This window comes from Alcanivorax sp. VBW004, from assembly GCF_009718865.1.
Classification (GTDB): domain Bacteria; phylum Pseudomonadota; class Gammaproteobacteria; order Pseudomonadales; family Alcanivoracaceae; genus Alcanivorax.
This window is the reverse complement of sequence record NZ_WNHC01000001.1, coordinates 121,946-140,810: the sequence shown is the minus strand read 5'-3', so window position 1 is coordinate 140,810 and position 18,865 is coordinate 121,946. Positions and strand designations below refer to the sequence as shown.

The 18,865-nt window shown below is 54.9% G+C and carries 19 protein-coding genes; 17 read left to right on the top strand and 2 right to left on the bottom strand.

Going from position 1 to position 18,865, the window contains the following annotated elements; genetic code table 11:
• Positions 1-3 precede the first annotated feature (3 nt).
• The 12 genes from atpB (at position 4) to F1529_RS00605 (ending at position 11,401) form a co-directional block, all read left to right on the top strand.
• The gene (gene atpB, locus F1529_RS00660) at positions 4-915 is read left to right on the top strand and encodes a F0F1 ATP synthase subunit A (RefSeq protein ID WP_007149904.1); all 912 of its coding nucleotides are present in this window, start codon (positions 4-6) and stop codon (positions 913-915) included.
• Positions 916-971: 56 nt separating this feature from the next.
• Positions 972-1,193: a F0F1 ATP synthase subunit C gene (gene atpE, locus F1529_RS00655; RefSeq protein WP_007151035.1), complete on the top strand. Its 222-nt coding sequence runs from the start codon at positions 972-974 to the stop codon at positions 1,191-1,193.
• A 65-nt stretch (positions 1,194-1,258) separates the two neighbouring features.
• Complete coding sequence (locus tag F1529_RS00650; protein ID WP_007148941.1) at positions 1,259-1,729, top strand: F0F1 ATP synthase subunit B; 471 nt, start codon at positions 1,259-1,261, stop codon at positions 1,727-1,729.
• 15 nt (positions 1,730-1,744) lie between these two features.
• The gene (locus tag F1529_RS00645) at positions 1,745-2,281 is read left to right on the top strand and encodes a F0F1 ATP synthase subunit delta (protein ID WP_007148826.1); all 537 of its coding nucleotides are present in this window, start codon (positions 1,745-1,747) and stop codon (positions 2,279-2,281) included.
• Between the two features lie 16 nt (positions 2,282-2,297).
• Positions 2,298-3,842, top strand: coding sequence for a F0F1 ATP synthase subunit alpha (gene atpA, locus F1529_RS00640; RefSeq protein ID WP_007151537.1), 1,545 nt, complete (start codon positions 2,298-2,300; stop codon positions 3,840-3,842).
• Positions 3,843-3,865: 23 nt separating this feature from the next.
• Positions 3,866-4,726, top strand: coding sequence for a F0F1 ATP synthase subunit gamma (gene atpG / locus F1529_RS00635; protein WP_007150649.1), 861 nt, complete (start codon positions 3,866-3,868; stop codon positions 4,724-4,726).
• A 49-nt stretch (positions 4,727-4,775) separates the two neighbouring features.
• On the top strand, positions 4,776-6,158 hold the full coding sequence (atpD, locus tag F1529_RS00630) for a F0F1 ATP synthase subunit beta (protein WP_007149423.1): 1,383 nt from the start codon (positions 4,776-4,778) through the stop codon (positions 6,156-6,158).
• A 22-nt stretch (positions 6,159-6,180) separates the two neighbouring features.
• Positions 6,181-6,603: a F0F1 ATP synthase subunit epsilon gene (locus F1529_RS00625; protein WP_007150605.1), complete on the top strand. Its 423-nt coding sequence runs from the start codon at positions 6,181-6,183 to the stop codon at positions 6,601-6,603.
• 165 nt (positions 6,604-6,768) lie between these two features.
• Positions 6,769-8,127: a bifunctional UDP-N-acetylglucosamine diphosphorylase/glucosamine-1-phosphate N-acetyltransferase GlmU gene (gene glmU, locus F1529_RS00620; RefSeq protein ID WP_155131166.1), complete on the top strand. Its 1,359-nt coding sequence runs from the start codon at positions 6,769-6,771 to the stop codon at positions 8,125-8,127.
• Between the two features lie 119 nt (positions 8,128-8,246).
• A complete protein-coding gene (glmS, locus tag F1529_RS00615) occupies positions 8,247-10,076 on the top strand; it encodes a glutamine--fructose-6-phosphate transaminase (isomerizing) (protein ID WP_155131163.1) in 1,830 nt (609 codons plus the stop codon).
• 237 nt (positions 10,077-10,313) lie between these two features.
• Positions 10,314-10,595, top strand: coding sequence for a hypothetical protein (locus F1529_RS00610; protein WP_155131160.1), 282 nt, complete (start codon positions 10,314-10,316; stop codon positions 10,593-10,595).
• Positions 10,596-10,846: 251 nt separating this feature from the next.
• Positions 10,847-11,401, top strand: a complete 555-nt coding sequence (locus F1529_RS00605) for a DUF3592 domain-containing protein (protein ID WP_155131157.1) — start codon at positions 10,847-10,849, stop codon at positions 11,399-11,401.
• A 99-nt stretch (positions 11,402-11,500) separates the two neighbouring features.
• Here F1529_RS00605 and F1529_RS00600 read toward each other — a convergent pair whose 3' ends face one another.
• The gene (locus F1529_RS00600) at positions 11,501-12,301 is read right to left on the bottom strand and encodes an SDR family NAD(P)-dependent oxidoreductase (RefSeq protein ID WP_155131154.1); all 801 of its coding nucleotides are present in this window, start codon (positions 12,299-12,301) and stop codon (positions 11,501-11,503) included.
• Between the two features lie 298 nt (positions 12,302-12,599).
• Between F1529_RS00600 and F1529_RS00595 the strand changes: the two genes are divergently transcribed.
• The 4 genes from F1529_RS00595 (at position 12,600) to F1529_RS00580 (ending at position 14,272) form a co-directional block, all read left to right on the top strand.
• Complete coding sequence (locus tag F1529_RS00595; RefSeq protein ID WP_155131151.1) at positions 12,600-13,022, top strand: RDD family protein; 423 nt, start codon at positions 12,600-12,602, stop codon at positions 13,020-13,022.
• Positions 13,023-13,094: 72 nt separating this feature from the next.
• Complete coding sequence (locus F1529_RS00590) at positions 13,095-13,370, top strand: DUF4145 domain-containing protein (protein ID WP_155131148.1); 276 nt, start codon at positions 13,095-13,097, stop codon at positions 13,368-13,370.
• 72 nt (positions 13,371-13,442) lie between these two features.
• Positions 13,443-13,709: a hypothetical protein gene (locus F1529_RS00585; RefSeq protein WP_155131145.1), complete on the top strand. Its 267-nt coding sequence runs from the start codon at positions 13,443-13,445 to the stop codon at positions 13,707-13,709.
• A gap of 203 nt (positions 13,710-13,912) precedes the next feature.
• Positions 13,913-14,272 carry a hypothetical protein gene (locus tag F1529_RS00580; protein ID WP_155131142.1) on the top strand — a complete coding sequence of 120 codons (360 nt, stop codon included), beginning with the start codon at positions 13,913-13,915 and terminating at the stop codon, positions 14,270-14,272.
• Positions 14,273-14,424: 152 nt separating this feature from the next.
• On the opposite strand, the gene F1529_RS00575 is transcribed toward F1529_RS00580, so the two are convergent.
• Positions 14,425-14,958 (bottom strand): CGNR zinc finger domain-containing protein, encoded by a 534-nt coding sequence (locus F1529_RS00575; protein ID WP_155131139.1) that lies wholly within the window; start codon positions 14,956-14,958, stop codon positions 14,425-14,427.
• Positions 14,959-15,467: 509 nt separating this feature from the next.
• Between F1529_RS00575 and F1529_RS00570 the strand changes: the two genes are divergently transcribed.
• Positions 15,468-18,737 (top strand): carboxyl transferase domain-containing protein, encoded by a 3,270-nt coding sequence (locus F1529_RS00570; protein WP_370456920.1) that lies wholly within the window; start codon positions 15,468-15,470, stop codon positions 18,735-18,737.
• Positions 18,738-18,865 lie beyond the last annotated feature (128 nt).

The following is an 18,865-nucleotide window of genomic DNA, read 5'->3' as shown; positions in this document are numbered from 1 at the left end:
TCTATGGCTGGTAGTAACGCGCAAGACTACATCAAGCACCACTTGGGTAATCTGACCTATGGCGAACTGCCGGCCGGCTATGTCCGTGAGTGTGACGGCCGCGATACGCAAACCCTGACCGAAAGCACCTGGACCTTTGCCTGTAACGGTAACGAAGCCAAAGACATGGGCTTCGCAGCATTCCACGTGGACTCTCTCGCCTGGTCTGGCGGTCTCGGCATCATCATGTGCCTGTTGTTCTGGATGGGTGCCCGCAAGGCCACCGCCGGCGTTCCTTCCGGCTTCCTGAACTTCGTCGAAAGCATTATTGAATTTATTGATACCCAGGTTCGCGACTCCTTCCACGGCAAGAGCAAACTGGTGGCGCCGCTGTCACTGGTGATCTTCTGCTGGGTGTTCCTGATGAACCTGATGGATCTGATCCCGGTTGATTTCATTCCGGGCACCTTTAGCTGGATCATGACGTCCTTCTTCGGCTGGACTGCCCAGGAAGCCTACTTCAAGATCGTGCCCAGCACCGACCCGAACATTACCCTGTCCATGTCCTTCTCTGTGATGCTGCTGGTGATCTTCTTCACCATAAAGGCAAAAGGTCTGGGCGGTTTTGTGGGTACCCTGACATTGCATCCGTTCGAGGCCAGCAATCCGGTCCTGAAGGCTCTGCTTATGCCTGTGAACCTGCTGCTGGAGACCATCGGTCTGCTGGCCAAGCCGGTTTCACTGGGTCTGCGACTGTTCGGCAACATGTACGCCGGTGAGTTCGTATTCATTATGCTGGCTGCCATGATGGGCGCCTGGCAGTTTATTGGTGCCTGGCCCTGGGCGGTATTCCACATTCTGGTTATCACCCTGCAGGCATTTATCTTCATGGTACTCACAATCGTGTACCTGAGCATGGCGGTCGAAGACCACTAAGATTTTTTAAACCGGTTTTTAATTAAACCAACCAAGCACTTAACGGGAGTGTAAAGATGGAAGGCATTCAATTTCTTGCTGCTGCTATCGTAGCTGGCCTCGCGGCCATCGGCGCAGGTCTGGGCTTCGGCATGATGGGTGGCCGTTTTCTCGAGTCTGTGGCTCGTCAACCGGAACTGGCTCCGATGCTGCAAACCCGCATGTTCATCATCGCTGGTCTGCTGGATGCTGTGCCGATTATCTGTATCGCTATCGCGTTCCTGCTGATTTTCCAGTAAATCGCGCTTTAACGTTTAAGCCCCGATTTAGGGAAATCTAAAGCAACGCGGATTGAGGTGTTGGCATGAATATTAATGCGACACTAATTGGCCAGGCCATTTGGTTTGCCCTGTTTGTGTTCTTCTGCATGAAGTTCGTTTGGCCCCCGATTTCACGGGCGCTGGATGAGCGTAAGCAGAAGATTGCCGAAGGCCTGAGTGCCGCGGATCGGGCAGAGCGTGATCTGGAGCTGGCGCAGGAAAAGGCGACCGCCAATCTCAAAGAATCTAAAGAGAAGGCGGCCGAAATTATTGATCAGGCCAATCGCCGGGCTAATCAGATTGTGGAAGAGGCAAAAGATGCAGCGCGCACCGAAGGTGAGCGTCTGATTGCCAAGGCCCAGTCTGAGATTGACCAAGAGGTTAATCAGGCTCGCGAGCAATTGCGTAAAGAAGTGGCTGTACTGGCGTTGAGCGGTGCCGAAAAGGTACTGGGCAACGAAGTAAACCAGGACGCACACACGCAGTTGCTTGAGCAGCTGGCGGCTGAACTCTGAGAATACGGGTAACCCATGGCTGAACTGACCACCATCGCACGCCCCTACGCCAAGGCCGCATTTGTGTTTGCAAAAGAACACGATGCCCTGGAGCAGTGGGAGAAGATGCTGGGCCTGGCAGCAGCAGTGGCAGGTGATGCCTCCATGCGTGCCTACCTTGACCAGCCGGAACTGGATGACGCCACCAAGGCTTCTGCCTTTGCAGAAGTCTGTGGTGATGAGCTGGACGAAAGCGTGCGCAACTTCGTTGCGCAACTGACGCAAAACAAGCGTCTGCCGCTTTTGCCAATCATCCTGCAACTGTTCCACGAGCTTCTGGCCGAACAGCAGCAGTTCACCGATGTGGAGATGATCTCTGCATTCGAGTTGGACGATGCCGCTACCGACAAGCTGGTAGCAGCGCTTAAGAAACGCCTTGGAACGGAAGTGAATGTCACGACTTCCGTCGACCAATCCCTGATTGGGGGCGTGCTGGTGCGAGCCGGCGATACCGTAATTGATGGCAGTGTGCGCGGCCGACTTAACCGTCTGGCAGAGCAACTGAACTCTTGAGTTTGAGGGATTAGAGATGCAGCAACTCAACCCGTCCGAAATCAGCGAGATTATCAAGTCGCGCATCGCGAAACTTGATACCTCCACCGAAGCACGCAACGAAGGTACGGTGGTTTCCGTATCTGATGGTATTGTGCGCATTCATGGTCTGGCCGACGTGATGTTCGGCGAGATGATCGAGTTTGAGGGCGGCATCTACGGCATGGCCCTTAACCTGGAGCAGGATTCTGTCGGCGCCGTGGTACTGGGTGATTACCTGGGCCTGGCTGAAGGTCAGAAAGTCCGTTGTACCGGTCGCATTCTGGAAGTCCCCACTGGCCCCGAAATGCTGGGTCGTGTGGTTGACGCTCTGGGTAACCCGATCGATGGCAAAGGCCCGATCGATGCCAAGCAGACCGATGCGGTTGAAAAGGTAGCGCCTGGCGTTATCTGGCGTCGTGAAGTTAACGAGCCTGTTCAGACCGGTTACAAGTCTATCGATGCCATGGTGCCAATCGGCCGTGGTCAGCGTGAGCTGATCATTGGTGACCGCCAGATCGGTAAGACCGCCGTTGCGGTTGATGCGATCATCAACCAGAAAGACTCCGGCATTAAGTGTGTCTACGTTGCCATCGGCCAGAAGCAATCCACCATTGCCAACGTGGTGCGCAAGCTGGAAGAGCACGGCGCGATGGAAAACACCATCATCGTTGCGGCCTCCGCTTCTGATCCGGCTTCCATGCAGTTCCTGGCACCGTTTGCCGGTTGCACCATGGGCGAATACTTCCGCGATCGCGGTGAAGATGCACTGATCGTTTATGATGATCTGACCAAGCAGGCGTGGGCGTATCGCCAAATCTCCCTGCTGCTGCGTCGTCCGCCGGGCCGTGAAGCTTACCCTGGTGACGTGTTCTACCTGCACTCCCGTCTGCTGGAGCGCGCCGCCAAGGTAAACGAAGATTATGTTGAGCAGTTCACCAACGGTGAAGTGAAAGGCAAAACCGGTTCTTTGACCGCGTTGCCGATCATCGAAACCCAGGGTGGTGACGTTTCTGCCTTCGTACCGACCAACGTGATTTCCATCACCGATGGTCAGATCTTCCTGGAAACCGACCTGTTCAACTCCGGCATTCGCCCGGCGATGAACGCCGGTGTATCTGTATCCCGTGTAGGTGGTGCAGCCCAGACCAAGATCGTCAAGAAGCTGGGTGGCGGTATTCGTCTGGCTCTGGCTCAGTACCGTGAACTGGCGGCATTCGCCCAGTTCGCTTCCGACCTCGACGATTCTACTCGCGAGCAGCTGGAGCATGGTCAGGCCGTTACCGAGCTGATGAAGCAGAAGCAGTACAGCCCGATGAGCGTTGCTGAAATGGGTGTTGTGCTGTACGCCGCGAACGAAGGTTACCTGAAAGGTATGGAAGTCGAGAAAATCGGCTCCTTCGAAGCCGCTCTGCTGGACTACATGAACAGCGAAAAGAAAGCGTTGATGGATAAAATCAACGAGAAGGGTGACTACAACGGCGAGATCGAAGCTGAGATCAAAGAATCTCTCGATCAGTTCAAAGCCACCCAGACCTGGTAATTCGCTGATAAAGGAACGTTCCTATGGCCAGCGGTAAAGAGATCAAAGGCAAGATTGCCAGCGTCCAGAGCACGAAGAAAATTACTCGTGCAATGGAAATGGTAGCAGCCTCCAAGATGCGTAAGGCGCAAGAGCGTATGTCGGCAAGCAAGCCGTACGCCAGCCGTATGCGTCAGGTGGTTGCTCACCTGGCTAACGCCGATCTGGAATACCGGCACGTTTACCTGCAAGAGCGGGAAGTGAAGAACGTTGGCTACATCGTAGTGAGCTCCGACCGGGGCCTCTGCGGTGGCCTCAACGTCAACCTGCTCAAGAATGTCGTCAAAAGCGCGAAGGAATGGCAAGAAAAAGGTGTCAAGGCCAGCTACTGCGTAGTCGGTTCCAAGGGCATGTCTTTCTTCAAGAGCGTTGGCGGCAACGTGGAAGCGAATGTCACAGGCCTGGGGGATACCCCGCACCTGAATGACCTGATCGGTTCCATCAAGGTGATGCTGGATGCCTACGAAAGCGGTGCGATCGACCGTTTGTACATCGTGTACAACGAATTCGTGAACACCATGACCCAGTCGCCCAAGAACATTCAGTTGCTGCCGCTGGAAGCGGGTAGCGATGAAGAGCTCAAGCGCCACTGGGACTACATTTACGAGCCAGCCCCGAAAGAGCTGCTCGACGAACTGCTGGTGCGGTTCATTGAGTCTCAGGTGTATCAGGGTGTGGTTGAAAACAATGCCTGTGAGCAGGCAGCACGTATGATCGCCATGAAGGCCGCCAGCGATAACGCCGGTGACATCATTCGTGATCTGCAATTGGTGTACAACAAAGCACGCCAGGCTGCTATTACGCAGGAAATCTCCGAAATCGTTGGTGGTGCTGCTGCGGTTTAATCGTCAAGCAGATTAACGCGGCAAAAACGCAAGTTAAGAGGATGCAAGCATGAGTAGCGGTCGTATTGTTCAGATCATCGGTGCTGTGATCGACGTGGAATTCCCACGCGAAACCGTACCGAAGGTATATGACGCCCTCTCCGTGGACGGTACTGAAACCACCCTGGAAGTTCAGCAGCAGCTGGGCGACGGCGTGGTACGTACTATCGCCATGGGCTCCACCGAAGGTCTGAAGCGCGGCCTTGGCGTGACTGATAACGGCGAGCCGATTCAGGTTCCCGTGGGCACCAAGACTTTGGGCCGTATCATGGACGTGCTGGGTCGCCCGATTGATGAGGCCGGCCCCATTGGTGAAGACGAGCGTATGCCGATTCACCGTGCTGCACCTACTTATGCAGACCAGGCAGCGACCAACGAACTGCTGGAAACCGGCATCAAGGTAATCGACCTGGTTTGTCCTTTCGCCAAAGGCGGTAAGGTCGGCCTGTTCGGTGGTGCGGGTGTTGGTAAAACCGTAAACATGATGGAGCTGATCCGGAACATCGCGATCGAGCACTCCGGTTTCTCCGTGTTTGCCGGTGTGGGTGAGCGTACTCGTGAGGGTAACGACTTCTACCACGAAATGAAGGATTCCAACGTACTGGATAAAGTATCGCTGGTGTACGGTCAGATGAACGAGCCGCCTGGTAACCGTCTGCGTGTAGCGCTGACCGGTCTGACCATGGCCGAGAAGTTCCGTGACGAAGGTCGCGACGTACTGTTCTTCGTGGATAACATCTACCGTTACACCCTGGCTGGTACCGAAGTATCTGCACTGCTGGGCCGTATGCCTTCAGCGGTAGGTTACCAGCCGACACTGGCGGAAGAGATGGGCGTTCTGCAGGAGCGTATTACTTCCACCAAGACCGGTTCCATTACCTCCGTACAGGCGGTATACGTACCTGCGGATGACTTGACTGACCCGTCTCCGGCCACCACCTTCGCGCACTTGGATTCCACCGTATCCCTGAGCCGTGACATCGCCTCCAAGGGTATCTACCCGGCGATCGACCCGCTGGATTCCACTTCTCGTCAGCTGGATCCGCTGGTTATCGGTCAAGAGCACTACGACATTGCGCGTGGCGTTCAAACCGTACTGCAGCGCTTCAAGGAGCTGAAGGACATCATCGCGATTCTGGGTATGGACGAGCTGTCAGAAGACGATAAACTGACCGTATCTCGTGCCCGTAAGATCGAGCGTTACCTGTCCCAGCCGTTCTTCGTGGCCGAAGTATTTACTGGCTCCCCGGGCAAGTATGTTTCCCTGAAAGACACCCTCGCGGGCTTCAAGGGCATCCTTGGCGGTGATTACGATCACATCCCGGAGCAGGACTTCTACATGAAGGGCTCTATCGACGAAGTGATCGAAGCCTACAACAAGCGTAGCAAGTAACCTGCACCCGGGAGACAAGCAAATGGCGATGACCGTGCATTGCGACATTGTAAGTGCAGAACGCCAGCTGTTCTCCGGCCTGGTTGAAATCGTGGTAGCTTCCGGTGTGGAAGGTGACCTCGGTATCATGCCTGGCCACGCCCCGCTGCTGACCCGGCTCAAGCCGGGCCCGGTACGGGTGAAGAAGCAGAATGGTGAAGAAGAAGTGTTCTACGTATCCGGCGGCTTCCTGGAAGTGCAGCCCAAGCTGGTCACCGTACTGGCGGATACTGCAGAGCGCGCTGAAAACATGGACGCCGCTGAAGCAGAGCGTGCCAAGGCCCGTGCCAAAGAAGCGCTGGAAGGCAAGAGTTCCGAAATGGATTACTCCCGTGCCGCCGCCACTCTGGCAGAAGCCGTTGCACAGCTGCGTGCCATCGAACAGTTGAAGAAAAAGACGCGGTAAGCATCTTTTGCAATTCTTCAACACAGAAGGGGGTAGCCAAGTGCTACCCTTTTTTGTTTCTGTCATTGTGAGATGGCCTGGATAAAACAGGGTACAAGTACAGAAACTGAAGTGACGCGGTGGTATAACAAGGCACTGGCGCAAGCAAAAAGACAAGGACAGGGTATGAGTCTAGCAGTAGTGATTCTGGCGGCGGGCAAGGGAACGCGTATGAAAAGCGCCCTGCCCAAGGTGCTCCACGCAGTGGCAGGTAAGCCCATGGTGCAGCACGTGGTTGATGCAGCGGCGTCGCTGAACCCGGCCAATATCGTCATTGTGTATGGCCATGGTGGCGAGCAGGTAAAAGCCACCGTCACCGGTGAACTGGCCTGGGCAGAGCAGGCCGAACAGCTCGGCACCGGCCATGCGGTCGCGCAGGCCATGCCTCATGTGAAAGAAGACATGGTGCTGGTGTTGTATGGTGATGTCCCCTTGATCCGCCCGGAAACCCTGAAAGATTTTGTCGCCTCCGTGGACGACAACACCCTGGCGCTAATGACGCTGACCCTGAATGATCCCAATGGCTACGGCCGCATCGTCCGTGATGGGCAGAACAATGTGCAGCGCATTGTGGAACAGAAAGATGCCAGCGAAGCCGAGCTGGGCATTCAGGAAATCAATACCGGCATTCTGGCGTGCTCTCGCCGTTTTCTGGAAGAAAGCCTGCCAAAACTTTCCAGCAACAATGCCCAGGGTGAATACTATCTCACCGACCTGATCGCCATGGCGTCGCAGTCCGGCCTGAACGTGGAAACCCTGCAGCCCAACGAAGGTTGGGAAGTGGATGGCGTAAATGACCGTGTTCAGCTGGCAAGACTGGAGCGTATTTTCCAGCAGGCCCAGGCGGAAACCCTGATGCGCGATGGAGTGACCCTGCGCGATCCGGCTCGGCTGGATATCCGTGGCAGCGTGCAGATTGCCAGTGATGTGATCATTGATGTCAACGTCATCCTCGATGGCGACGTGACCATCGACGAAGGCGTGGTCATCGGCCCCAACTGCATTCTTCGCGACGCCAACATTGGTGCCGGCACGGTGGTAGAAGCCAACACCTTGATCGACGGTGCCATCGTGGGTGAAAACTGCCAGCTAGGCCCTTATGCACGCTTGCGGCCGGGTACGGAACTGGCTGATAACGCCAAGGTGGGCAACTTTGTCGAAACCAAAAAGTCCTACATCGGCGAAGGCTCAAAGGTGAACCACCTGACCTACATCGGTGACAGCCAGATTGGTAAAGGGGTGAACGTGGGCGCGGGGACGATTACCTGCAACTACGATGGCGCCAACAAATTCCAGACAGTGATGAAAGATGGCGCCTTTATTGGTTCCAATTCGTCACTGGTTGCCCCGGTAACCATCGGCCAAAACGCCACCGTCGGGGCGGGCAGCACCATCACCAAGGATGTGGACGACAACGGTCTTGCGGTTGCCCGTGGCCAACAGCGCAACGTCAGCGACTGGAAGCGCCCCACGAAGAAAAGTTGACAGTTGATAGTGGAGAGTTGACAGCGCAACCCGCGTTACAACGGTATCTGTAGGGCGGAGATAGGCGTTATCACCATCCGAATATCCATTATCAGAAACAGAATTAGGGAAAATTAAGCATGTGCGGAATTGTCGGGGCCATTGCCCAGCGTAACGTGACAAACATCTTGATCACCGGGCTCAAACGGCTCGAGTACCGGGGTTACGACAGCGCCGGTGTGGCACTGTTGAATGACAGCGGTATTAGTCGTGTGCGTCGTCAGGGCAAGGTTGCCGGTTTGGAAGAGGCCGCCACGCAAGAACAGACGCAAGGCTTCACCGGCATTGCTCATACCCGTTGGGCCACCCATGGCAAGCCGTCAGAAGCCAATGCCCATCCGCACATGTCCGGTGGTGATCTGGCGCTGGTGCATAACGGTATCATCGAAAACTTTCAGGAACTGAAAGACGAACTGGAAGCCAGCGGCTACCACTTCGAATCCCAGACCGATACGGAAGTCATCGTCCACCTGGTACACCAGGCGCTGGACAGTGGCCTGAATCTTTTTGACGCCGTGCAGGCGGTCACCAAAAAACTGGATGGCGCTTACGCACTGGGCGTCATTCACGCCTCGGAACCGCACAAGCTGGTCACCGTTCGTTCTGGCAGCCCGCTGGTCATTGGTCTGGGCATTGACGAAAACTACATCGCATCGGATCAGCTGGCCCTGCTGCCAGTGACCAACCGCTTTATCTTCCTTGAAGAAGGTGACCAGGCAGAAATCACCACCGACAGCGTGCGTATAGTAGATGCGGCCGGCAATCCGGCAACCCGTGAAGCCCACGAGTTCGACGGCACCCATGAAGATGCGGAAAAGGGTGAATACCGCCACTACATGCAGAAGGAAATATTCGAGCAGCCGGCGGCAATCCAGAAAACCCTGGAAGGTCGTATCGACAACCCGGCAAGTCTGATCGAGGCCTTCGGCGAAAAAGCCCCGGCGATTTTCGACAAGGTAAAGACCGTACAAATCGTCGCCTGCGGCACCAGCTATCACGCCGGTATGGTGGCCCGTTACTGGCTGGAAGACATCGCCGGCATTCCCTGTCAGGTGGAAGTGGCCAGTGAATTCCGCTACCGCAAGCACGTGGTGCCGGAAGGCACCCTGTTCGTCACCATTTCTCAAAGCGGCGAAACCGCCGATACCCTGGCGGCCCTGCGTGACACCCAGTCACCCAACTACGTGGGTCGCCTGGCGGTGTGTAATGTGGATAGCTCCTCCCTGGTGCGCGAATCGGAGCTGGTGTTCCTCACCAAGGCCGGCCCGGAAATCGGTGTCGCGTCCACCAAGGCATTTACCACCCAGCTGGTTGGGTTGCTGATGCTGGTGCTGGCACTGAGTAGGCAAAAAGGCCTGGCTGACAGCGAGATTGAAAAAGTCCTGGAAGAGTTGCGCCAGCTGCCCAACCTGATTGAACAGGCCGCCGCGCTGGACAAGCCCATCGAAAAACTTTCCGAAGCGTTCGTGGAAAAACACCATGCCCTGTTCCTGGGCCGTGGCGTACAGTTCCCGGTGGCGCTGGAAGGGGCGCTCAAGCTAAAGGAAATTTCCTACATCCATGCCGAAGCCTACGCCGCCGGCGAGCTGAAGCACGGCCCCCTGGCATTGGTAGACAGCGAAATGCCGGTGGTCTCCGTGGCGCCCAACGACGAACTGCTGGAAAAGCTGAAATCCAACCTGCAGGAAGTGCGTGCCCGCGGCGGCGAACTGTATGTCTTCGCCGACAAGAATGCCCACGTAAAAGAAGGTGAAGGTATCCACGTACTGAACATGCCGGCGATACCGGAAACCATCTCCCCGATCGTCTATACCGTGCCTTTGCAGCTGCTTAGCTACCATGTGGCGGTGCTGCGCGGGACCGATGTGGATCAGCCAAGGAATCTGGCCAAGTCGGTGACGGTGGAGTAAAGGCAATTAATAATTAATAGTGAATAGTTAATAATGAAAGCCCGGCGATGCCGGGCTTTTTTTGTGGGTGCCAAGCGGAACTCGATATCGGTCTGTCTTTCAAAATATCTGTGCTGAAAGAACGGCTCCTTTGCTTTGTAGGATATGGCTTACAGAAAAGGATAATTGGTTGGTATAAAGTGACCGGCTTGGAAGCGGGGGTGCCCAAGCATAATTTTATTTAAATTGAGAGTTGATATGAAAAAGATACTTCTTGTTCCTTTTTTCCTGACAGGCTGCACCTATTTTAATGTAAATGCCGTTGATGAAAACACCTACATGATACATGGGCATGCCAGTGTTCTTAAGAGCGAGGAAGCGGTAAGAAAGAACATTGATGATAAGGCTAAGAAAGTTTGCGATGGTGAGGGGTTTGAGTACGTTGATGAAGGTGCGGGGCAAGTGAACAAAAACTATTCTCTAAATCCTGCTGCAACATCCCGAACCGTATCAGTAAAGGTGAAATGTAACGACGTCTGATTGCGTTGTGGTGTATGGGTCGCAAGGGCGGCCCATCCATCAAGCTAGCCCCTCATCGTCGGGTCATTACTTAATGATTACCCTTTGCTGCTGGGCGCACGAGACAAGACCTGATTATCAAGGGATCATTGCGAACGGAAACATTCAAGGTTTGATCTCTTTCGGGTGCTATGAGTGAGGCCAGGTTAGCAGGATAATGCCGTGTCTTTAGCTGGGGCTATATCAGTAAAAAATTAATAATGGGAAGGAATATGGGGTCTTTAATGTTCATGGTGGCCGGACTTTTGTTTGTTGGTATCTCTATTCTTGCGAAGAAAACGAGAGAAAAATTCATAGCTGAATCTTTCTTGGTTACAGGTAAAATTGTTGATATTAAAGAATCACGTCAGAGGTCTGGTGGCGCTACAACCGTTTTTTATTTGCCAATCATCGAATATAAGGCAGATTCTGTACTCCGCTTTCAAGCAGAAATAGATGCCGATCAGCATTCTTTGCAAGTAGGTGAATTTGTAGATGTTCTTGTTTCAAAGGCGAATCATAAAGTTGCTAAGTTGAAAAAATCTACGAAAGAGGTGTTCCTGTTGCTGAATTTGATGCTTTTCTTGGGCGTAGTGGCCTGCGGGCTTTCGGTATATCTATTTTATATAAGCGACGTTGATTTCTCTATCGATCCATTTATTGCGGGTATAGCGGCAATGAGTATCGCGAGCGTGTTATTTAGCCTGTCACCAATGATAAAGAATGTAATTGATCGTGGCCCCAGCTATGTCGAAAATGCCTATGAGGTTGCCGAAGATAATTCATAGCAATCTGGTGAAGGGGAGCCATTTTCTCCAGAATTCAGTGTTCTACGTTCATTTCTCCATATGCAAGAGCTCGTGTCTTGAATCTGTCTCTATCATTATTCAAACATATCGTACGGCACCCCCATCCACGCGAATATTCTGCCCATTAATAAACCCCGCTCGCGAGCTGGCCAGGAACACCACCAGATCCGCTACTTCCTGGCGGGTAGCCAGGCGGCCGCAGGGGTTGGGGAAGTCATGCTCTACAATTTTTTCCTGCAAGGATTGCCAATCCGTGGGCCAGTCTTTTTTCTGTGCCCTTGCCTGGTAGGCGCGTTCCACTTCTGGCGTGTGAATCAGGCCGGGGGAGACGGTATTAACGGTGATGCCGGTATGGCTGAGTTCTTTGGCCAGGCTCACGGAAGCATTGGAGAGCGCGGCCTTGGCACCGTAGTAGTGGGGCATGATGGAATTCGGCTGATGGTCGCCAATGGTGCTGAGGTTGATGATGCGTCCCCACTGGCTTTCCCTCATGTGCGGCGTGCAGTGCTGAATCAGGCGCACGGCGCTGAGTACATTCACATTGGTGGCTTCCAGCCATTGTTCGGTGGTGAGGGAGCCCCATTTCCCCCTTAGCGCGGTGCCGTAATTGTTGATCAGGATGCCTACCTGTAACCCCTGCTGTGCCAGTTGATTCATCACTTGCTGGGCACCGTCATCGGTGAGCAAGTCGCCCACCACCGGGACGATATTGAGCGCCGGATTCGTGATGGCTGCGATGGCCTCATCGGCTTGCGGCTGGGTAAACGCATGAAGCGCCACCGTGGCGCCTTCTTCTGCCAACGTGCTGGCAATGACATGGCCGGTGCCGCGGTGAGCCCCGCTGACCAAGGCGGTTTTATGCGTGAGTGCTAAATCCATGGTTGGCGCTCTCTTGTGGTATTTCGGCAATGCGTCGATGAAACCGCAACAAGCGATTGGGGTAAAGGGCGTCTGTGGGTTTGCTGCGCGGGTTTCCCGGTACGCGGCTGACCTGAGATGACACTTATTGCAGCTGCTCATCTGCCACGTGGCCGTGCTCCGGGGGACGGATCAGCCGCAGAATCTGGCGAAGTCGGTGACGGTTGAATAAAGGCAGTGAATAATTAATAGTGAATAACGAGCCCGGCGTTGCCGGGCTTTTTATTGCCTTGGACAAAGAATAAAAAGGAATCGGCATATGGAAATGAAGACAGCATTGCTCAGGATCCCGGCATTCGTCATTGATTTGGTGCTGGTTTCAGGCGTGATCATGTTGACCAATAAAATCGCCGTGATAGCCGGGCTAGTGACAGGTTTCATGCCTGTTGAAGCCTTTATGCTGCTGGCGTTACCCCTCGGTTTTTTTGTGTACTGGTTGACAGGTCTGCATCTGGGGAAAAGGCTATTTGGCTTGAAGGTTATAGATGCGAAGACCGGCCAGCCTCCATCCAGCTTTCAATGGTTCCGCCGCTGCTTGCTGTTCTCACTAGTGGTGTCCCTGAATGTTTTCCTCTTTATTCCGGTGCTGGTTTCCCGGGAGCAGAAAGGGTTTCATGACATGATCGCTGGGACGCGGGTTGTCTTTGCTGGGGAACTCACCGATAAAAAGAAAGAAAGTTAACGGTGAGCCACGATATCGGTGGGGGCTGCTTCGTAAGGTGGGGAATCCGTAGGGACGTTGGTGGCGGCGAGATTGGTTGAACGCACGGGGCAAGACCTGACCCTCATGTTCCGATTGAAAGAACTAGGAGAAAAGGGAGAAATACCTAAAACATTATCGGAGGCTTCAAATATTTTTAGGGTCATTGGTAATGTTGGTGCTCATGCAAATAAGAGGGATGTGCATCCTCTCCAGGTATTAGCTCTAGATGAGTTCTTTAAAGCTATCGTTGAATACGTGTATGTATCGCCATCAAAGATCGAGAGTTTCAGAGCACGTATGGATTCTTACAATAAATCGAATGAATAAGCCTAAAAGTGTCCACGAAAGTGGTAGCAAGTCATTCCGGTGAGAGCGGCGTTATGCATTCTAGGAGGTTAAGTGAAGGCTAAATTTTTGGCTGCTTTTGGTGCTATTCCACTGTTATCTAATGCAGGTGTAATTACCTGTGGCGATGCAATGAGCGTAGGTAGTGAATCAAGAGCTTCTCTTCACGCAGCAGCTCAATCTAGAGCCCAGAACGCGGCGCAAGAATTCATGGAGAAAACGATAGTTCATCCATATGGCGCCAGAGATTCTATGGTTGGTGGCACTCCTGAAAAGATGACAGGAACGAACCATAGAGGTTTATTGGTGCAAATCGGCTGAACAACCATTGCATTCTGCGTACTACAATTTTTATATGTCCAATAAGGGTGTATTTGAGTTAAATGCATAACAAGGTCAGGGGAACTAATCGTGGACAAGGGGGGTAATCGGGGACACGCATGTATTGTGCTTGCAATGAGAGGCTGGTGAAGAAATGAAATCCGGCTCAAAACCTGGTTCGATTTATAAGGGGGGAGGTAAATATGAGGCTTACATTTTTCTTGTTGGGTTTGTCACCATGCATTGTTTTTGCTAGGTACAACCCTGATGTTGGTTCGAATCCAATTGCAGGCCTAATTATTTTGGCTTTGTTGGTGTATGGATCTATCCGCGTCATAAAAGGCTTCTTTCGTGATCCTCTAGCAGGGTTCAGAGCTGTTTTAGGGTTTGTCTTTGTTATTTTTGTTGGACCGGCAGTGCCGATATTTTTGTCTATGCAATATGATATCGGTGGATGGATAGGATTAATTTGGCTTGTCTCGATCATTATGGCTGGGAAAGTTGGAATGATGATTGCTGGATTAGATGACGAGCCAAAGCAAAGTGATGAGAGATCGAAGTAATCGAGCGGGGATAAGAGGTCTTGCCCCGTGCCCTCGGGCTACACGTTTCACCGGGGGAAATAAGGGACACGAACCAACATAATCAAGGGAGTAACCGGGGGCACGCATGAATTGGGCATTCCGGCCCCCTGCCTCAACTGTATTAGTAAGCTCTACTTGTATTCAGAATCAATTTTTCTCTTTTTCTCGACTCTGTATCTAGATCCACAACTCTTGGAACACCATTTGGCTTGCGGTGGGCCCAAGAAGATGTTCTGACAATCAGGATATTGACACCTTTGGATCTTCTTGAGCATTCCATATGTTATAAACCGAGAGAATTCTTTTGCGGCAAACGCTTCATAAGAATAATCAATGTTCATATTTACAACAAAGATACTCTCTGGCTCTTTTCCACCAGCAGAGTAGAAATCAGATGGAACAATATAATTTGAATACTGAATTTGGCGCAATTCAGCATTTAAATCGTTAAGGAAGCGCTCGGTCGCTCCTTCATTCAGGTATCTGCAAATCCAATTGTGCAGCAGCTTGAAAATGATGGACTGGGGCATTGTGTCGGCCCATTCGCCCTGTATGCCTCGGTTAACTGCGGCAACAACTTCTTCTATACAGGTCTCCTCAGGGTAGATTTTGCCACCCTTTTCATAAAGAAATGCCCTTTCCTCTTGTGGTAACGCTTTTTTCATTAAAAGGCCTGTTGAAAGTGTAACGGCTATTTATTGAAAATAGCGTAACAAGGCTTTTCTTCAAAATCTACCATACGCAGGAGTATTCAAATGGATAAATACACTAAAGAGGGAAGATTAAGCTATTTCAAGAATCAAGGCCGCTACCGAAACCCGCATAAAATTGGGACGTCAGAGTACGACAGCTTTGAGCGAGGGTGGACACAGGCGGTGAAGCGCCATGGCCCAAGCCCAGTAAAAACAAACAGAAGAGGACGGGAGTAATACGGGGCTTACGTGATTTTTGGCTGGTTTCAGATGCAGGAGTGTTGGTTTAGTCAGTAGCGTTGGGTGATGGATGCGGAGAAATAAACGGGATCACGGGGGCGGGTCTTGCCCCCGTGTTCTTTATCCCGACAGCCCAGCATTAACCCAATGCATACCCCTCCATGCACCCTGATCAATGCCATCGATAATGGTGAGTGGCTACACTGTGGTCCTTGCTTTTACGTCAAAGAGTGGAGTCTGCCGTGCCCGTCCCGTTTTCTGCCATCCTGATCGCCAACCGTGGCGAGATTGCCATTCGTATTGCCAATGCCTGTGCGGATCTGGGGATTCGTTCCGTGGGGGTGTTTGCGGAGGATGATCAGGCATCGCTGCATGTCCGTCAGGTGGATGAGGCGGTGGCGTTGCCGGGACGGGGTGTGCCGGCGTATCTGGATGGGGCGCAGTTGATTGCGGTTGCCAGGGAGCAGGGCTGCGAGGCGATCCATCCCGGTTACGGTTTTCTGGCGGAAAACGCGGAGTTTGCCGAACAGTGTCAGATGGCCGGGCTGACATTGATCGGGCCGGGGGCGGATACGTTGCGGCTGTTTGGCGACAAGGCGGCGGCCCGGGCGCTGGCGGCGAAGTGTCAGGCGCCGTTGGTGCAGGGCACCGCGCAGGCGGTGACGATGGAGGAGGCGAAGGCCTTTATGGCGTCCCTCGATGGCAGTGGCGTGATGATCAAGGCCCTGAGCGGCGGCGGTGGTCGCGGTATGCGAGTGGTTACTGACGCTGCAGAACTGGAGGCGGCGTATCAGCGTTGTCAGTCGGAAGCGAAGACGGCCTTCGGCAATGACGCGGTCTATGTGGAGCAGCTGGTGCCCGCCGCCCGGCATATTGAAGTGCAGGTGCTGGGCGATGGCAGCGGCGCGGTGAGCCATCTGTGGGAGCGTGATTGCACCCTGCAGCGCCGTCACCAGAAGCTGGTGGAATTTGCGCCGGCGCCGGGGCTGGATGCGGCCCTCCGTGATCGCATTATCGACAGTGCCCTGACCCTGGCCGCCGAGGTGAACTATCTGGGTATCGGCACCTTTGAATTTCTGGTGGAGCCGGCCGCCGGCCGTTACTTCTTTATGGAAGCCAACCCCCGGGTGCAGGTGGAGCATACCGTCACCGAGCAGGTCACCGGGGTGGATCTGGTACAGACGCAGATTCATCTGGCGGCGGGGGCCAGCCTGGCGGACCTGAATCTGCTTACCCCACCAGCCTGCGACGGCATGGCGGTCCAGCTGCGCCTCAATCTGGAAACCCTCAAGGCCGATGGCAGTACCGCGCCGTCCGCCGGCACCCTGACGGCCTATGAGCCGGCCAGCGGGCCGGGCATTCGCGTGGATGGTTACGGTTATGCGGGTTACGCGGTGAGCCCGGCCTACGATTCTCTGCTGGCCAAGCTGATCGTGACGGGTGCGGATTATGCCGCGGTGCTGCAGCGTGCCCGCCGGGCGCTGAAGCAGACCCGCATCGCGGGCGTCTCAAGCAACCTGCCGCTGCTGCAGGCGTTGCTGGCCAGTGATGCGGTGCAGGCCAATGCGGTGACTACCCGCTATGTGGAGAGCGATCTTGCTGCGTTGTTGGCGGCCCTGCCTGATGAGATCACCCCGGATCTGCCGGTGGCCTCGTCACCGCAGGCGCAGACGGTGGCCACCCCGGCGGGTAGCGAGGCCCTGATCAGCCCGACCACCGGCGTGCTGGTATCCCTGTTGGTGAAGGAAGACGACGCGGTGCAGGTGGGCCAGGTGGTGGCCGTACTGGAAGCCATGAAAATGGAATTCGAGGTGCGCGCTACCACGGCCGGCCGGGTTCATAGCCTGGCGGCGGGTGAGGGGGATACCCTGAACGAAGCGGCGCCGCTGCTGTTTGTCACTCCCGGTGAGGTGGGGGGGCCGGCTGTCGCCACTGAAGAAAGTGTGGACCTGGATCATATTCGCCAGGATCTGGCGGATGTGCTGGATCGCCATCACGGGATCAGCGATGAAGGGCGCCCGCAGGCGGTGGAAAAACGTCACCGCAAGGGGAAGCGCACCGCCCGGGAAAACCTGGGCGATCTGCTGGATGCGGGCAGCTTTCAGGAATACGGCGCCATGGCGCTGGCCGCCCAGCGTCGCCGCCGCAGTGCCGAAGAGCTGCAGACCCTGAGCCCGGCGGATGGACTGATCGGCGGTACCGGCACGGTCAACGCCGATCAATTTGGTGAACAGGCCGCCCGCGTTATGGCCATGAGCTACGACTACACCGTGTTCGCCGGCACCCAGGGGATGATGAACCACAAGAAGACCGACCGCCTGCTGCAACTGGCCGGGCAATGGCAGATGCCGCTGGTGCTGTTTGCCGAAGGCGGCGGCGGTCGCCCCGGGGACACGGACTTTGTCGGCGTGGCCGGGTTGGACTGCCACACCTTCGCGGCCATGGCGAAACTGTCCGGTGAGGTGCCACTGGTGGGCATCGGTTCTGGCCGCTGCTTTGCCGGCAACGCGGCGTTGCTGGGTTGCTGTGATGTGATCATTGCCACAGAAGATGCCTCGATCGGCATGGCCGGGCCGGCCATGATCGAAGGCGGTGGTTTGGGCCGTTTTACCCCGGAACAAGTCGGCCCGGTGAGCGTACAGGCCCCTAACGGGGTAGTGGATGTGCGGGTAAAAGATGAAGCCGAGGCCGTGGCGGTGGCCAAGCAGTACCTGTCTTATTTTCAGGGCACGCAGACGGACTGGCAGGCGGCGGATCAGCGTGAGCTGCGCCACCGTATTCCGGAAAAACGCACCCGCGTTTACGACATTCGCGCTGTCATTGAGACCCTGGCGGACAGCGGTTCGGTGCTGGAACTGCGCAAGGCGTTTTCCCCGGGCATGATTACCGCGCTGGTGCGTATCGAAGGCAAACCGTTCGGCCTGATCGCCAACGATCCGCAGTACCTCGGTGGCGCCATCGATGCGGTGGGCGGCGACAAGGCGGCGCGGTTTATGCAGCTGTGCGAAGCCTTTGGGCTGCCCATGGTATCCCTGTGCGACACCCCCGGTTTCATGGTCGGCCCGGAAGCGGAAAAACAGGCCACGGTGCGGCATGTGTCGCGCATGTTTGTCACCGCCGCCAGCTTGACGGTGCCGTTCTTCACCGTGGTATTGCGCAAGGGCTACGGCCTCGGTGCTCAGGCCATGGCCGCCGGCAGTTTCCACTCGCCGCTGTTTACCGCCGCCTGGCCCAGTGCCGAGTTCGGCGCCATGGGGCTGGAAGGGGCGGTGCGACTGGGCTTCGCCAAAGAACTGGCGGCTCAGCCGACACCGGAACAACAGCAGCGGCTGTTCGACAAACTGGTGGCCAAGGCCTACCAGCAGGGCAAGGCGATGAACATGGCCAGCTTCCTGGAAATCGATGCGGTGATTGATCCCATGGAAAGCCGCCAGTGGATTCTGCGCGGGCTGAATGCCTCCGGGTTCAAGACCGGTCGACACGGCGGTCGGCCGTTTGTGGATACGTTCTGAAAAGGCCAGCAACGCGCCTCGAGCTACGAACACCCAGGCACGAAGCCGCTGTAGGAGTTCCCTTCCAGGGGACGAACAGAGCGCAGAGAGTCGAACGGCAGCCATCTTTTTTGAAACCTGCCGGGCTC

Bases quoted from the DNA above. Each gene is read 5' to 3' on its own strand.
- atpB (WP_007149904.1), top strand. From the start codon at position 4: ATGGCTGGTAGTAACGCGCAAGACTACATCAAGCACCACTTGGGTAAT.
- atpE (WP_007151035.1), top strand. From the start codon at position 972: ATGGAAGGCATTCAATTTCTTGCTGCTGCTATCGTAGCTGGCCTCGCG.
- F1529_RS00650 (WP_007148941.1), top strand. From the start codon at position 1,259: ATGAATATTAATGCGACACTAATTGGCCAGGCCATTTGGTTTGCCCTG.
- F1529_RS00645 (WP_007148826.1), top strand. From the start codon at position 1,745: ATGGCTGAACTGACCACCATCGCACGCCCCTACGCCAAGGCCGCATTT.
- atpA (WP_007151537.1), top strand. From the start codon at position 2,298: ATGCAGCAACTCAACCCGTCCGAAATCAGCGAGATTATCAAGTCGCGC.
- atpG (WP_007150649.1), top strand. From the start codon at position 3,866: ATGGCCAGCGGTAAAGAGATCAAAGGCAAGATTGCCAGCGTCCAGAGC.
- atpD (WP_007149423.1), top strand. From the start codon at position 4,776: ATGAGTAGCGGTCGTATTGTTCAGATCATCGGTGCTGTGATCGACGTG.
- F1529_RS00625 (WP_007150605.1), top strand. From the start codon at position 6,181: ATGGCGATGACCGTGCATTGCGACATTGTAAGTGCAGAACGCCAGCTG.
- glmU (WP_155131166.1), top strand. From the start codon at position 6,769: ATGAGTCTAGCAGTAGTGATTCTGGCGGCGGGCAAGGGAACGCGTATG.
- glmS (WP_155131163.1), top strand. From the start codon at position 8,247: ATGTGCGGAATTGTCGGGGCCATTGCCCAGCGTAACGTGACAAACATC.
- F1529_RS00610 (WP_155131160.1), top strand. From the start codon at position 10,314: ATGAAAAAGATACTTCTTGTTCCTTTTTTCCTGACAGGCTGCACCTAT.
- F1529_RS00605 (WP_155131157.1), top strand. From the start codon at position 10,847: ATGGGGTCTTTAATGTTCATGGTGGCCGGACTTTTGTTTGTTGGTATC.
- F1529_RS00600 (WP_155131154.1), bottom strand. From the start codon at position 12,301: ATGGATTTAGCACTCACGCATAAAACCGCCTTGGTCAGCGGGGCTCAC.
- F1529_RS00595 (WP_155131151.1), top strand. From the start codon at position 12,600: ATGGAAATGAAGACAGCATTGCTCAGGATCCCGGCATTCGTCATTGAT.
- F1529_RS00580 (WP_155131142.1), top strand. From the start codon at position 13,913: ATGAGGCTTACATTTTTCTTGTTGGGTTTGTCACCATGCATTGTTTTT.
- F1529_RS00575 (WP_155131139.1), bottom strand. From the start codon at position 14,958: ATGAAAAAAGCGTTACCACAAGAGGAAAGGGCATTTCTTTATGAAAAG.